Origin of the sequence: Mucilaginibacter sp. (genome assembly GCF_965277465.1) — a bacterium.
Classification (GTDB): Bacteria; Bacteroidota; Bacteroidia; order Sphingobacteriales; family Sphingobacteriaceae; genus Mucilaginibacter.
Map to the genome: position 1 here is coordinate 2,205,466 of NZ_CBDICW010000001.1, position 14,194 is coordinate 2,219,659.

At 40.1% G+C, this 14,194-nt stretch carries 12 protein-coding genes; 7 read left to right on the forward strand and 5 right to left on the reverse strand.

All coding sequences use genetic code 11. The features are described 5' to 3' along the window. Window positions 1-168: 168 nt before the first annotated feature. On the forward strand, window positions 169-1,710 hold the full coding sequence (locus ACQY4U_RS10040) for a tetratricopeptide repeat protein (protein ID WP_428329260.1): 1,542 nt from the start codon (window positions 169-171) through the stop codon (window positions 1,708-1,710). 62 nt (window positions 1,711-1,772) lie between these two features. On the opposite strand, the gene ACQY4U_RS10045 is transcribed toward ACQY4U_RS10040, so the two are convergent. Further along, entirely contained in the window at window positions 1,773-2,129 is a 357-nt protein-coding gene (locus tag ACQY4U_RS10045) for a cupredoxin domain-containing protein (RefSeq protein WP_428329261.1), read from the reverse strand. Window positions 2,130-2,352: 223 nt separating this feature from the next. On the opposite strand from ACQY4U_RS10045, the gene ACQY4U_RS10050 reads away from it, so the two are divergent. Continuing rightward, window positions 2,353-2,649 (forward strand): DUF3892 domain-containing protein, encoded by a 297-nt coding sequence (locus ACQY4U_RS10050; protein WP_428329262.1) that lies wholly within the window; start codon window positions 2,353-2,355, stop codon window positions 2,647-2,649. Between the two features lie 67 nt (window positions 2,650-2,716). On the opposite strand, the gene ACQY4U_RS10055 is transcribed toward ACQY4U_RS10050, so the two are convergent. After that, window positions 2,717-3,190: a CYTH domain-containing protein gene (locus ACQY4U_RS10055; RefSeq protein ID WP_428329263.1), complete on the reverse strand. Its 474-nt coding sequence runs from the start codon at window positions 3,188-3,190 to the stop codon at window positions 2,717-2,719. 196 nt (window positions 3,191-3,386) lie between these two features. Here ACQY4U_RS10055 and ACQY4U_RS10060 point away from each other — a divergent pair, with 196 nt between their 5' ends. Next, entirely contained in the window at window positions 3,387-5,192 is a 1,806-nt protein-coding gene (locus ACQY4U_RS10060; RefSeq protein ID WP_428329264.1) for a DUF6600 domain-containing protein, read from the forward strand. Between the two features lie 71 nt (window positions 5,193-5,263). On the opposite strand, the gene ACQY4U_RS10065 is transcribed toward ACQY4U_RS10060, so the two are convergent. Then, window positions 5,264-5,698 carry a DUF6526 family protein gene (locus ACQY4U_RS10065; protein WP_428329265.1) on the reverse strand — a complete coding sequence of 145 codons (435 nt, stop codon included), beginning with the start codon at window positions 5,696-5,698 and terminating at the stop codon, window positions 5,264-5,266. Window positions 5,699-5,829: 131 nt separating this feature from the next. Between ACQY4U_RS10065 and ACQY4U_RS10070 the strand changes: the two genes are divergently transcribed. Beyond that, window positions 5,830-6,693: an aldo/keto reductase gene (locus ACQY4U_RS10070; protein WP_428329266.1), complete on the forward strand. Its 864-nt coding sequence runs from the start codon at window positions 5,830-5,832 to the stop codon at window positions 6,691-6,693. Between the two features lie 50 nt (window positions 6,694-6,743). Here the strand turns inward: ACQY4U_RS10070 and ACQY4U_RS10075 are convergent, their stop codons facing one another. Next, window positions 6,744-7,034 carry a YciI family protein gene (locus ACQY4U_RS10075; protein WP_428329267.1) on the reverse strand — a complete coding sequence of 97 codons (291 nt, stop codon included), beginning with the start codon at window positions 7,032-7,034 and terminating at the stop codon, window positions 6,744-6,746. A 178-nt stretch (window positions 7,035-7,212) separates the two neighbouring features. Between ACQY4U_RS10075 and ACQY4U_RS10080 the strand changes: the two genes are divergently transcribed. Further along, window positions 7,213-8,403 carry a galactokinase gene (locus ACQY4U_RS10080; protein WP_428329268.1) on the forward strand — a complete coding sequence of 397 codons (1,191 nt, stop codon included), beginning with the start codon at window positions 7,213-7,215 and terminating at the stop codon, window positions 8,401-8,403. 29 nt (window positions 8,404-8,432) lie between these two features. Then, the gene (locus tag ACQY4U_RS10085) at window positions 8,433-8,963 is read left to right on the forward strand and encodes an RNA methyltransferase (RefSeq protein ID WP_428329740.1); all 531 of its coding nucleotides are present in this window, start codon (window positions 8,433-8,435) and stop codon (window positions 8,961-8,963) included. 67 nt (window positions 8,964-9,030) lie between these two features. Here ACQY4U_RS10085 and lpdA read toward each other — a convergent pair whose 3' ends face one another. Next, window positions 9,031-10,419 (reverse strand): dihydrolipoyl dehydrogenase, encoded by a 1,389-nt coding sequence (gene lpdA, locus ACQY4U_RS10090; RefSeq protein ID WP_428329269.1) that lies wholly within the window; start codon window positions 10,417-10,419, stop codon window positions 9,031-9,033. A gap of 422 nt (window positions 10,420-10,841) precedes the next feature. On the opposite strand from lpdA, the gene ACQY4U_RS10095 reads away from it, so the two are divergent. Beyond that, window positions 10,842-14,162 carry a carboxypeptidase regulatory-like domain-containing protein gene (locus ACQY4U_RS10095; protein ID WP_428329270.1) on the forward strand — a complete coding sequence of 1,107 codons (3,321 nt, stop codon included), beginning with the start codon at window positions 10,842-10,844 and terminating at the stop codon, window positions 14,160-14,162. The last annotated feature ends 32 nt before the right edge of the window (window positions 14,163-14,194 follow it).

Genomic DNA, 14,194 nt, shown 5'->3' on the forward strand with positions numbered 1-14,194 from the left:
AGGGAGGTTTAGTAATTACGTCACTTTTAGCTCCTTAAAATTAGACTTGGTTTATTTGTTTTAATTAAAATCATAATAAGACATTTTGGTGATAGCTAAAATCACTGATCCTGATAATATTTTATAGCTTTATTGCTATAATAAATTTACTAAACCCTTACACAAAAAATGAAGAAACTTTATTCCATCCTGGCCATCCTTATAATTTTTAAAAGCAGTGTTTTTGCCCAGGTACTTACACAAACTAAAATACATAACGATTCATTAGCCATGGTTAAGCAGAGTATGAGTACTATAGAGTTCTGTAACCTGGCGATAAAAAGTGCCAAACAAACTAATAAATTAGGTTTAGCCCATATTTATCTAATACGCGGCAGTGCAGAATATCAATTGAAACACTACACAAAAGCAGTTAGTGATTATACATTATCTATCTCATATTATCCTGAATTAGGAGACACTTACGTGAGCAGGGCAATAGCTTATGAAAAACTTAATGAAAGCGGAAGGGTTATTGAAGATTATAAAAGTGCAATACCTTATTTAAACTTGGATAACGACCATAAAGCAGTTTTATTTAATAATATGGCAAGGGCTTATAGCCGTTTGCAGCAATATGAAAATTCAGTTAATGCAGATTCTGTCGCCATTTCATTGAGCCCTAAATTTGGCACAGCTTATTTAACCAGGGCCGAGGCTTATGGCAGATGGGGCAAATATCAGCTATCAATTAATGATCTAAATATAGCTGCCTATGCTTTTCAAAATAATGCACAATTACTTTCAACAATATATGAAGAGCGCGGCAATATGAAGAGAGCCTTAAAACAAAACTTAGAAGCTATTAATGATTTTTCATTTGCCATTAAACTAAGGCCGGATAATAAGGCTGCTTATTGGAATAGGGCGGCCTGTTATCGTGAAAATGGAGATTACCAGTTAGCTGATGAGGGCTACACCAAAGCTATTGAGTATTTTAAGAATGACCCTAAATCGTTGGCTAGATTGTATGACGATCGCGCCCTTATGGAAACGGGGTTACAACAATACGCTAAGGCAATAGCCGATGAATCGACCGCTATAGGTCTTAACACTGGTTTACAATCAGTTTATTATAACCGGGCAAATGCATACGCCCAAAATGGCGACTATGAGCTTAGCAATGCAGATTTTATAAAAGCAATAGAGGTATATAAAGATAATTCACCCGCTAAGGCAGCTATTTACAGTGCTATTGCCCATAATGAATATTTTTTAAAACAATATAAGCAGGATGTTGACAATTGCACATTGGCAATTACTTTAAATAAGACTGATTGGTCACCATATATGGAACGGGGTAGAGCATATATGAAATTGATGAATAAGGAACTGGCCATAAATGATTTTAAGCAGGTGCTTGTTTTAGATACCTCAAAAAGATCAGCGGATTATGCTTTTTCGCTTTATTATACCGGCAATGCTGATAAAGCAGTTGAAGTAATGAAAAGCGGCCTGATCAGTACAAATGATTCTTATACCATGATGGCTAATTACTACAATATGGCATGTTTGTTTTTTCTGATGAATAAAAATGAGCAGGCTTACGTTTATCTAAAAAAATGTATTGATGGTGGATACCCTAAAAGATACGCACTTAACGATGCTGATTTTGACAATATCAGGTCTACTGATGACTTTATAAGTATTATGGGCAACAGCAATAAATAATTTCTCCAAAAAAAAACGGGCCTGTAATAATACAGGTCCGTTAATTAAAATTATAAAACCAGTTAATTAGTTACAACAACTACAGCCGTTTTCATCATTGAGTGGATCAGGCAGTGATAGCTATAGGTACCTGCATTTGAAAACACAAAGTTAAAGGTGCCATTGGTTGATAAGCTGCCACTGTCAAAAACACTGGTTAGTGATGTTGCGGTATGCGGGGCGCTATCCTTGTTTGTCCAGGTAACTGATGAGCCTGCCTTGATCCTTACGGTATCAGGTACAAAAGCGAAGTTCTGGATAGCGACAGTTGCCGCCGGAACTGAGGCTACAGGTTTTACCGCAGTATTTGTTGAGCAGCTATAGATCAGGATAATGCCTGATAAAACGATCAGCGACAGGTAAACGAATTTCTTTTTCATGTTATTAGCGTTTGTAGAATATAATATTGTTTTATATCAACACGTGCCAAAATTGAAAATGGTTGCCTTGAAGTTTGATTTTTTCTGGTCAAAAAATGTCAGCAATGACAACTGCAGGGTGTGTACATACGTAGTTTTACGCAAAAAAAAGGGTGATAATACGGAGTTGATAAAGCTGTAATTGGTTTAATTTTACCATACCTGGTTAACTAAACTTTATTAAATGGCTGTACGCATAATCTGCATCAAAAAAGATGATGGGGATCATTCAAACCCTTATCTCGCAATTGACCATTTTGAATGGGTAAATGAGCGTATAAATGTGAATGGCATAACCGACAGGTCAGAAATACACGATTGGATAAAGGAGAGTAATGGGGAGGCGTATGTTATAGACCAGTACGGGAATAAAAACTATCTGATCCCGGCAATGTGCCCGCAGGGTAATAAATACGTTAAAACTGTTGCCGATGAAAATGTTAACGATCTGCTGCTTTTATTACCCGGATGCACAGAATAAATAAGGTCATTTTATTAGTATACTGCTTCGGGAAAGTTGCTTCAAACCTTTCAGAGCAATAAACTGATCATTTTGCCCAGCCATTAAAAGGGTTACGTGAAAGGTTTGAGTTGTAATACCGTGCGTCGTCACTTACTTCATGAGTGATCCAGTGGGGGAGGGTAAATTCTTCATCTTCACTTTCCAGTTCAATTTCGGCCATTATTAAACCGGAATTTTCGCCGGCAAACTCATCTACTTCCCAAAGCTTACCCTCAAAATCAAGGCAATATCTTGTTTTGTCTAATTCAGATAGCGCAAAGTTATCTAACAATGCATTGCCTTCATCTGTAGGGATACTGTACTCAAACTCCAGCCGCGAAATTCCTTTTGTAGCACCTTTTATGGTGATAAAGCCTTCTTTATCAGTTACGCGTATTCTTATGGTTCTGTTATCTTCATCAAGCAGGTATCCCTGGCGAAAATGATTGCCTTCGGGTTTTGTAACCTGTTCCCATTTTTTATGATCGACCAAAAACTTGCGTTCAATTTCAACTCCCATTTGTTTTTTTGTTAGGATATATGCTTACAATATTAAACAACAAAGAAACAATATGTTTTATAATTGGGTTAGTTATAATATGTATTGTAATAGCTGTTGTTGATTAATATAATTATTAGGTTTGATTAAACTTAATAATTTTGCAGCTGTCATAAGTATATAGAAAATATTATATACTTATTAAACACTCCTTATCATGAAAAAGATATTTTACATAGGATTACCAATAGCCGGACTATTAGCATCCTGTTCGCCAATTATATATACCAGTACTACACCGCAGCCCGTATACCAGGATCAGCCGCAACAGCAGCAGGCTTATAATGATCAGCCGCAAACAGACCAAGTTTTTTATGACGAACTAAGCCCTTATGGCCAATGGATTGATTACCCAAACTATGGTTATGTATGGCAACCAAATGTTGATGCTGATTTTAGGCCCTACGATACCAATGGTAACTGGGTTTACAGTGATTACGGCTGGACATGGGTATCTAATTACAGCTGGGGCTGGGCTCCTTTCCATTACGGTAACTGGTTTTTTGATGGCAATTACGGCTGGTTATGGATGCCGGGCCAGCAATGGGCACCAGCCTGGGTAACCTGGGGCCAGTCTGGCGATTATTACGGCTGGGCACCAGTTCCGCCGGGAGTGAGCCTTGGCGGCGGCTGGAGGCCAAGAAACGAAGACTGGAACTTTGTGCCGGCAAGACATATTACACAGGTTAACATTAATAATTATGTGGTTAGAAATAACGTAACCGTTGTAAACAACACCACTATAATTAATAATACCTATAACAATGGTGGTACCAGTGGCGGCGGTCGCCCGTTTATTTATAACAGGGGCCCAAGAGTGAACGATGTAGAAGGACGTACAAACACCCGCATCCAGCAGGTTAGGATAAATGAAACTTCAAGGCCAGGCCAGTCATTGTCAAATAACCAGTTGAATGTTTATCGCCCGGTTATCAACCAAAATAATAACCAGGGCAATGGTAATAAAAGGCCGATCCCACAAAATGTAATAAACTTTGGGCAGGGCAATTACCACAGGTCAAACCAGCAACAAAATAATGGGCGTGGTAATAACCAAAATCAAAACCCGCAACAGGGCAACAACGGGCAGGTAACCAACCCTGACCGTAATAATGGGCAAAACCATAATAACGGACAAGGCAATAACAATAACAATCAAAACCCGCAACAGGGTAATAATGGGCAGGTAACCAATCCTGATCGTAACAATGGACAAAACCATAATAACGGACAAGGCGGTAACAATAACCAAAATCAAAACCCGCAACAGGGTAATAATGGGCAGGTAGCTAATCCTGACCGTAACAACGGGCAAAACCATAATAACGGACAAGGCAATAACAATCAAAATCAAAACCCGCAACAGGGTAACAATGGGCAGGTAACCAACCCTGACCGTAACAATGGACAAAACCATAATAACGGACAAGGCAACAACAATAACCAAAATCAAAACCCACAGGGCAATGGTCAGGGAAATCAACAAAACCCTAATCAGCAGCAAAACGGCAGGCCGGGTAACGGGCAGGGCAATAACCAAAACCAGGTTCCGCAACAAGGCCAGGGTCAGCAAAACCCAAGGCAGGGAAACGGACAGCCTGTAGGTGGTCAAAATCCAAATCAGCAGCAAAATGGTGGCAGGCCGGTAATGAACCCTAACCAAAACCAGCAGATCATAAACAGGCAGCCCATGTACAACAGGCCGGCAACTGCTCAGCCTCAACAACAGCAACCACAACAACCCCAAAGGCAACAGCAAGCGCCGCAACAACAGCCGCAACAGCAACCTCAAAGGCAGCAGCAAGCACCTCAACAGCAGCCGCAGGTACAGCCGCAACAGCAAAATGGGAGGCCGGGCCAGCCAATAATAGTTCAGCCTAAAAAGGTTAACGAAAAAAGGCCCGAAGTTAGACCACAACCGGTAAAACCTGTAGTGCAGGATGCTCCAAAAGTGCAGAACTAAGTTGTTTACAGCTATAAAACAAAAAAGACGCCTTAAATAAGCGTCTTTTTTGTTGGGTTATATTTTGATTTTTACATGCGGTAATTATCAGCTCTCCAGTTTTTGATCTCCTTTTTTATTTCATCAGGCGATAATCCTTCTTTAGCTGCCCTGTCTGCCAATACTACAAACTCATCATCGGGTGCAAAACGCAGTGCAATAATATGCTGCATGGTTATTCTGCTATCGAATGGTTTGTGCGTAAGTATAAAGTGCCTTAAGCTTTCTTCTGCGCGGATAGCCCTGTTTTGTGCGCTTATGGGAAACTGGCGTAAATAATAGAATGACATTACGCCACAGATAAATAGAACGGCTATTAATATGGAGTTCAGCATATCGTAATGTGCAGCATATTGCAGCCATATGTTTACAAAAGCGCAAATAGTACCTATAATTAAAAATGCACTTAATACAAAGTGGTACCCGGTTACATAACGGGAGTGGTGGTTATAATTCTGAACGTTCATACAAGCCTGTTTTTTAGGCGAATATATGACAAATTACCCTATTGGTTGATTCTGAGTATCATTTTTAACAACCCGATTAAGAACAATTAGCCTAAACAGGCGTTAATATTTTAATTAAAAAGCAAGCAGATATGAGTAACACACCAGTTTCATTTCAAAAAACTTTAACAATAGGCGGCGAGTTAACCGTTAACCGGATGGGTTATGGTGCTATGCGTATTACAGGCAAAGGTATTTGGGGCCCGCCGAAGGATGAAGCCGCAGCAATAAGTGTTTTACAAAAAACAGTAGAGCTGGGTATCAATTTTATTGATACGGCTGATAGCTATGGTCCGCACATTTCAGAAGAGTTAATAGCCGAGGCATTATATCCTTATCCAGCCGATTTGGTTATTGCTACCAAAGGTGGCCTATTGCGTACCGGCCCTGATGAATGGCCTGTAAATTCGCATCCCGATCATTTAAGAAAAGCATTGGAAGGCAGCTTAAAACGCTTAAAGCTTGACCAGATAGATCTTTACCAGTTACACCGGATTGATCCAATAGTACCTGCCGAGCAAAGCTTTGAGTTTTTACAAAAAGCGCAGGAAGAAGGGTTGATCAAGCACATAGGCCTGTCGGAAGTTGATGTTGACATCATTAAAAAAGCACAGGACTTTTTTGAAGTTACCACTGTACAAAATATGTACAGCGTTGATAACCGCAAATGGGAGCATGTTTTACAGTATTGTAAAGCGCACGAAATTGTTTTTATACCCTGGTTTCCACTTAATGGGGGTAACGTTGCAGTGCAGGATAAATTAAAACAGATAGCCGATAAGCACAATGCAACCGTACACCAGGTGGCGCTCAACTGGCTGCTTAACCATTCGGATAACATTTTACTTATCCCCGGTACCTCAAGTGTTGAGCACCTGGAAGAGAATGTAAATGCACTCTCGCTCGAACTTGCCGAAGATGATATAAGCGAACTGAATAGTATATCGCCTAAATAAGTATATGTATCAGCTTTACGGCGTTTAAAAACACCGTAAAGCTGATCGTATTAAACCTGTGCTACCTTAAAGGGTTTTACATCTACAGATTCCCAGATCCCCTGGGTTATGTATGGCTCGCCCTGTTTCCAGGCTTCAAGCGCCTCTTCAGTTTCAAATTGTAAAATCATTACCGATCCCATCATTTTACCATCTTCACTAAGCATTGCGCCACCTAAAACATAGTTGCCGCTTTCTTTTAATGCCTTGGCACCATCTAAATGATGCGGACGCATGTTCATGCGGCGTTGCAGGGCTTCGGGATCTGTAAAATCGTATGCTGTTATCAAATATTGGTTCATCTTTTAATTATTTTTAGTTTATTGGTTAACAATTACAGGGCTATGGTTGTTCTGCGGCGGCAAACATATTTATTGTTGTGTAAATTGCATGGCAATCTATCATTAAAGAAAATTAAAAATCATAACTGTAAATGTGACATTTTTTACAATATTTGCTTTTATAATCAATTACAAATTAATGAAATACTTTCTTGAACAGGAATTTAATAAATTGTATAATAAGGATGCACACAATGCTTATTTTTCACCAGGCCGTGTAAACCTGATAGGCGAGCATATTGATTATAACGGGGGCCTTGTAATGCCCTGTGCTATTACTTTTGGTACTTACCTGTTGGTATCTCCTAATAATGACAATGTTTTCCGTTTTAAAAGTTTGAATTTTGAAGATGCGCTTGAAATTCCTGTTCAGGCCGATTATGTAAAAACCGGCGAAAGCTGGTTCAACTACCCTTTAGGTGTTATTGAGCAATTTTTAAAGGACGGCCACCCGGTAAAAGGGTATGACTTTCTTTTTTATGGCGATATACCTATTGGTTCAGGGCTTTCATCATCTGCTTCAATAGAAGTGGTTACAGGTTTTGCGTTGAATGACCTGATGGACAGCGGTTACTCAAAACTTGATTTGGTTAAGCTGGCAAAATCTGTAGAGAATAACTTTATTGGTGTTAACTGCGGTATTATGGATCAGTTTGCGGTGGCCTTTGGCGAAAAGAACAAAGCACTGATGCTAAACTGCGATACCCTGGATTACAAGGCTGTTGATACTAATTTAGGCGATTATATATTAGCCATTATAAATACCAACAAACCCCGTAAGCTTGCCGAATCAAAATATAACGAACGTGTGCAGGAATGCCAGGCTGCCTTAACTGCCCTGCAGCAGGAACTGGATATTCAATACCTTTGCGATATTGATGCCGCTACCTTTGAGCAGCATAAACACCTGATAACCGATGCTATTATATACAAACGTGCCAAACACGTTATTGAAGAGAACGACCGCGTTAAGTTAGCCGCCGTTGCTCTGAGCAGTAATAACCTGGCCGAATTTGGCAGGCTGATGTATGCATCGCACGATTCGTTGCGCGATTTGTACGAAGTGAGCGGCAAAGAATTAGATACAATAGCCGAATACAGTAAAACCGATGCAAATGTAGCAGGGGCCCGGATGACGGGGGCTGGCTTTGGCGGCTGCGGTATAGCATTGGTAAAGGAAAGTGCCTTTGATGATTTCAGCGAAAAAATGATTGATTATTACACCCATAAAATTGGTTATGCACCATCGGTTTATAGCTCATTAATAGGAAATGGGGTAGGGCTGTTGGCTGCTTTTGCTACCGATGACACTTTAAAAGGCAAGGGATAAAGATAAAATTTGTTCCTTTGGGGGCGATGATCAGAAAATTAAAACTTGATGAGTTGAACCGGGTTTCGGTAGCTGAATTTAAATCACAGCAAAAATTCCCGGTTGCTGTTGTGCTTGATAATGTGCGCAGCATGCATAACATTGGCTCGCTCTTCCGCACCTCGGATGGGTTTGCAGTTGAGCAGCTTTGCCTTTGTGGCATTACCGCCTGCCCTCCGCACCGCGAGATAGAAAAAACCGCATTAGGTGCAACACAATCCATCAACTGGAAGTATTATGCCGATACCTTACTGGCGGTTGAAGAGCTGCGTAACGCTGGTTATATTATAATAGCCGTTGAACAGGCCGAAAACAGTATTATGCTGCATGAGTTTGTGCCTGCCGACGGTAAAAAATATGCCCTGATATTTGGTAACGAAGTAAACGGGGTAAGCGAAGAGGTTATGGCAACTATTGATGCCTGTATCGAAATTCCGCAATTTGGAACCAAGCACTCCTTTAATATAGTAGTTTCGGCGGGAATAGTCCTGTGGGACTTTTTCTCAAAAATGATGGTTTAATAAAACAAAAAAGCCCTGGATAATAGTTTATCACTATTATCCAGGGATTAACAGTTTTATCTTAATGTTATAAGTGTATCACTTCATCGTAAGCTGCCGCGGCAGCTTCCATAACAGCCTCACTCATGGTAGGGTGCGGGTGTACAGATTTAATGATCTCGTGGCCAGTAGCCTCAAGCTTGCGCGCAGTAACCACTTCGGCAATCATTTCAGTAACGTTATGGCCAATCATGTGGGCGCCTAAAAATTCGCCGTATTTGGCATCAAATATCAGTTTCACAAAGCCATCTTTAGCACCGGCAGCACTTGCTTTACCTGATGCTGAAAAAGGAAACTTACCGACCTTAATTTCATAACCCGCTTCTTTAGCTGCTTTTTCGGTATAACCAACAGATGCAACCTCAGGCGAGCAATAGGTACAGCCCGGGATGTTGTTATAATCAAGCGGATGAGGGTTTAAACCTGCAATTTTTTCGACGCAGATAATACCTTCGGCTGATGCAACGTGTGCAAGGGCCTGGCCTTTAACAATATCACCAATGGCATAAACACCTTCAACATTGGTTCGGTAAAAATCGTCAACTATAACTTTGCCTCTTTCGGTGATCACACCGTTTTCTTCGAGTCCGAGTCCTTCAAGGTTGGTTGAAATACCAACAGCCGATAATACGATCTCAGCCTCTAATACCTCGGTACCGGTAGCTGTTTTTATCTGCACTTTACAAAGGTCGCCACTGCTATCAACCGATTCAACGTTTGAACCTGTCATAATAGTGATACCCTGTTTTTTTAGCGTGCGGGCTAATTGTTTTGAAACTTCTTCGTCCTCAAGCGGTACAATATTGTCTAAATACTCAACCACGGTAACTTTGGTACCTATGGTATTATATACATAAGCAAACTCAATACCTATAGCGCCCGATCCAACAACGATCATTGATGCCGGTTTTTTTGGTAATACCATTGCCTGGCGGTAACCAATAACCTTTACACCATCCTGCTTAAGGTTTGGTAACTCGCGCGAGCGGCCACCTGTTGCAATAATTATATTTTTAGCAGTAACTTCTTTTACTTCGCCACTGGCGGCAGTTACCTGTACTGTACTTTTATCTTTAAGTTTACCAAAGCCTGCAATAACGTCAATTTTGTTTTTACGCATTAAAAACTGCACGCCTTTGCTCATACCATCGGCAACGCCGCGGCTTCTTTTTACCATTGCTTCAAAGTCAACTTCGCTTTCACCTACCTTAATGCCATAATCAGCAGCATGGTTAATGTATTCAAATACTTCAGCACTTTTTATTAATGCTTTGGTTGGGATACAACCCCAGTTTAAACAAATGCCCCCAAGTGATTCTTTTTCAACTATTGCAGTTTTTAAACCCAATTGTGAGGCACGGATAGCAGCTACATAGCCACCCGGACCAGAACCAATAACAATTAAATCGTAGTTCATATTTGATAATAATATTTTAAAAGTGAATGATCGCTGTTTACATTTTGTTTATCAGCAATCTTTAAGCTTCGCCCTTTAACGTAACCGCTGTTTTTATGTTCCGGTTATTTGCCGTACCAAGCAATGCCTGAAAATTTATGCCAAAGCTAAACAAAAGGTGCCAAATGGTAAAATTAACACATCCGGATAATGGTAAGCACAACGTCACAATGATTTATAAAGTATGGTAATATTTATTTAACAATCTTTTTGCAAAATTCATACTTAAAGCGCAAATAGCTTTAATTCTTTTATGTTATTATTACTAAATGTTGATAAATACCTAATAATTATTAATATTAACTTAACATTGGCGATTAGTTGAATCTCTATATTTGCCCAAAATTATTTAACTATTAAATGTTTAACTAAAAAAGGAATGTATGAGGAAGTTTTTACTTTTTATTTTACTAACCGGGATCACATTTTTTATCAGTAAAAATGTATCAGCCCAGGGTGTAACCACAGCCAGCGTTAACGGTATCGTTTCCGATGCCAAAGGCGGTATACCCGGAGCAACCGTTACCATTACACACCTGCCTACGGGGTCTGTGTACTCAACTGTAACCCGTACGGATGGACGCTTTAACTTACCTAACTTAAGGGTAGGTGGTCCGTACACATTTAAAGTAACCTTTATAGGTTATAAAGATTACGTTCAGGAAAACCTAACCTTGTCTATCGGCCAGGATCAGCGTTTGGATGTTAAACTTCAGGATAATACAACTGCCTTAGGCGAAGTTGTTATTAAAGGCACACAAGGTAAGGTGATCAACTCATCACGTACCGGTGCCCGCGAAACAATAACCCGCTCACAGATTGATGCTTTACCTACTTTAAACCGTTCATTGAGCGATTTTACAAAACTAACACCATCAGCAAACGGCTTAAGCTTTGGCGGTCGTAGCAACTTGTTTAACAACTTAACTGTTGACGGTGCTTTGTTTAACAACTCTTTTGGTTTATCAAGCACATTAGGTGGTCAAACCAACTCACAGCCAATTTCATTAGATGCGATTGACCAGATACAGGTTGATGTTGCTCCTTTTGACGTTAGGCAGGGTAACTTTACTGGTGCCGGTGTTAACACTGTAGTAAAATCAGGTACCAACACTATTAAAGGTACTGTTTATGATTACTTACGCAGTACACACCTTACCGGTTACAATGCAGGGCCTACTGCTGTAGCTGTAACACCGTTTACTTACCACCAGGTTGGTGCAAGTTTGGGTGGCCCTATCATCAAAAATAAATTATTCTTCTTTATATCAGGCGAGGAAGAGCGTATAAGCCAGCCGGCTACAACTTATGTAGCTTCTGCACCGGGTATAAGCGGCGCAACAGTTTCACAGGCTGATGCTGCAACCCTTAACTCAATTTCTGCTTTCTTAAAGTCGAAATACAATTATGACCCGGGTGCTTACCAGGGATATAACTATGATACCTACAGCAATAAAGCAACTGTAAAAATTGACTGGAACATTGACAAAAACAATACCTTAAGTGCTAAGTATTTTTACTTAAAATCTTACGGAGATCACCCGGCCAGTAACTCAAACTCAGGTATCTCAAACTTTGGCTCAAGGGCTCCAAGTGTAACTACCTTGCCGTTTTATGGTTCAGGCTACCGTATCAACAACAACTTTAACATTGGTATTATTGAGTTAGATACCCGTATCAGCAGCAGCATCTCAAACAGGTTAACTGCAGGTTACTCAGCACTGCGTGATTACCGTGCCTCTTTAGGCCCTTCTAACAGCGTTCCTTTGGTTGATATTGGTAACGGAACAACTGATGCTACAGGTAAAATCATTACCCCGTCAAATGCTACTTTAACTACTTTTGGTTATGAGCTGTTTACCGCAGGTAATATTTTATATACCAACATTGGTCAGTTCAGCGATGACTTAACCATATACAAAGGTAAACACGAGATAACTATTGGTACAAGCGACCAGATTCAAAGCTATAAAAATGGTTTTGCGCCAAACTACAATGGTGTTTACGTATACAACTCAGCATCAGACTTTTTGAACGGTTTACCGGCTCAAACTTATGCCAGCCGTTATTCTGCATTGCAAAGCGGCGCTTTTCCTTATGCAACTATCAAAGCTTCGATTTACAGCTTATATGTACAGGATAAATACAACGTTACAGACAACCTTAAAATCACTTATGGTGTAAGGGCTGATTATGACGTGTTCCCAAGTTCATTACCGCAAAACGCTAACGTACCTTCATTAACTTTCCAGAACAACACACATGTTGATCCTTCAAAGTTACCTGCAAACAGGATCCAGGTATCGCCACGTTTAGGCTTTAACTGGGATGTAGCCGGCGACCAAACTACACAGGTTCGTGGTGGTACAGGCTTGTTCTCAGGTACAGTTCCATTTGTATGGATCTCAAACCAGGCATCAAATAATGGTGTATTGTTCGGATCATACTCTATCACAAAAGGAGCGGCATCAAATACAGCTGCTCAAAACGGTCAATTAGTGTTTAACCCTAATGTAAATGCAAATCATCCGGCTGCCGGCCAGGGCGTACCAAATACATCATACGAGTTAGATATAACCGATCCGCATTTAAAATACCCTACTATCTTCAGGTCTAACTTAGCTATTGACCATAAATTCCCTGGTGGCATCGTTGCTACTATTGAAGGTTCATACACTAAAGATCTGCACGCCATTTATACCCAAAACTTAGTATTATCAAATGGATACTATACTATACCGGGTACTGAGGGACAAATTCGTTACAATTCAAAAAACACTACACCTTCAGCAGCAGCAGCTACAGCAGCAAACCCTTCAATTACCGGTTTGTATTATTTAACTAACACCAACAAAGGCGATTCGTACTTTGTTACCGGTCAGTTACAAAAAAGCTTTAGCAATGGATTCTATTTTAACGTAGCTTATACCCATAGCGGTTCAAGAGATGTTAATGATGGTGGTTCAACTGCATCAACTATCTGGAGCTCACGTTATGTAGCAGGCGATCCTAACGGAAACAACCTGTCAAACTCAAGTTACATACAGCCTAACCGTATTATTGCATCAATTGCTTACAAGAAAGAATACTTTCAGCATACTGCAACTACCATAGGTTTAATATTTGAAGATGCTAACAGTGGTGTTGTATCATACGTAACCAGCGGCGACCCTAACAATGACGGTGCTACTAACGATTTGATGTATATCCCAAGAAACTCAGGTGATATTGAGTTAGTGAAAGATTTTGCTGCTGACCCGCGTACACCTTCGCAAATTTACACGCAGTTAAGTAACTTCATTAACCAGGATCCATACCTTTCTTCGCATAAAGGTCAGTTTGCACAGCGTAACGGTGTTATTTTACCTTATTTCCAAAGAGCAGATTTGCACTTTGCACAAGACTTTTTTGTTAAAGCAGGTAAAACAAGAAACACAGTTACCATATCATTCGACATTATCAACTTTACTAACCTGATTGATAAAAACTTAGGTTTATACTCAGATTCATTTAATGGTTTTGCGAGCGGTAGCACAACAGTGTTGAGCTATAAAGGTATTGACCCTGCAACAGGTCGTGCACAATACTCGTTCCCATACCTTGATAAAACAAACTTAATCCCGGTAACCAAATCATTTATTAATGATAGCGGTCAGGGTTCACGTTTCCAGGCTCAACTTGGTTTAAGGTATACATTTAATTAATCAGAATAATTGTTGACGAAAGTTTTAACACA

Excerpts from the sequence above, each read along its gene's own strand:
- ACQY4U_RS10065 (WP_428329265.1), bottom strand. The coding sequence starts at position 5,698 with ATGAACGTTCAGAATTATAACCACCACTCCCGTTATGTAACCGGGTAC.
- ACQY4U_RS10070 (WP_428329266.1), top strand. The coding sequence starts at position 5,830 with ATGAGTAACACACCAGTTTCATTTCAAAAAACTTTAACAATAGGCGGC.
- lpdA (WP_428329269.1), bottom strand. The coding sequence starts at position 10,419 with ATGAACTACGATTTAATTGTTATTGGTTCTGGTCCGGGTGGCTATGTA.
- ACQY4U_RS10050 (WP_428329262.1), top strand. The coding sequence starts at position 2,353 with ATGGCTGTACGCATAATCTGCATCAAAAAAGATGATGGGGATCATTCA.
- ACQY4U_RS10095 (WP_428329270.1), top strand. The coding sequence starts at position 10,842 with ATGAGGAAGTTTTTACTTTTTATTTTACTAACCGGGATCACATTTTTT.
- ACQY4U_RS10060 (WP_428329264.1), top strand. The coding sequence starts at position 3,387 with ATGAAAAAGATATTTTACATAGGATTACCAATAGCCGGACTATTAGCA.
- ACQY4U_RS10045 (WP_428329261.1), bottom strand. The coding sequence starts at position 2,129 with ATGAAAAAGAAATTCGTTTACCTGTCGCTGATCGTTTTATCAGGCATT.
- ACQY4U_RS10040 (WP_428329260.1), top strand. The coding sequence starts at position 169 with ATGAAGAAACTTTATTCCATCCTGGCCATCCTTATAATTTTTAAAAGC.
- ACQY4U_RS10080 (WP_428329268.1), top strand. The coding sequence starts at position 7,213 with ATGAAATACTTTCTTGAACAGGAATTTAATAAATTGTATAATAAGGAT.
- ACQY4U_RS10055 (WP_428329263.1), bottom strand. The coding sequence starts at position 3,190 with ATGGGAGTTGAAATTGAACGCAAGTTTTTGGTCGATCATAAAAAATGG.
- ACQY4U_RS10075 (WP_428329267.1), bottom strand. The coding sequence starts at position 7,034 with ATGAACCAATATTTGATAACAGCATACGATTTTACAGATCCCGAAGCC.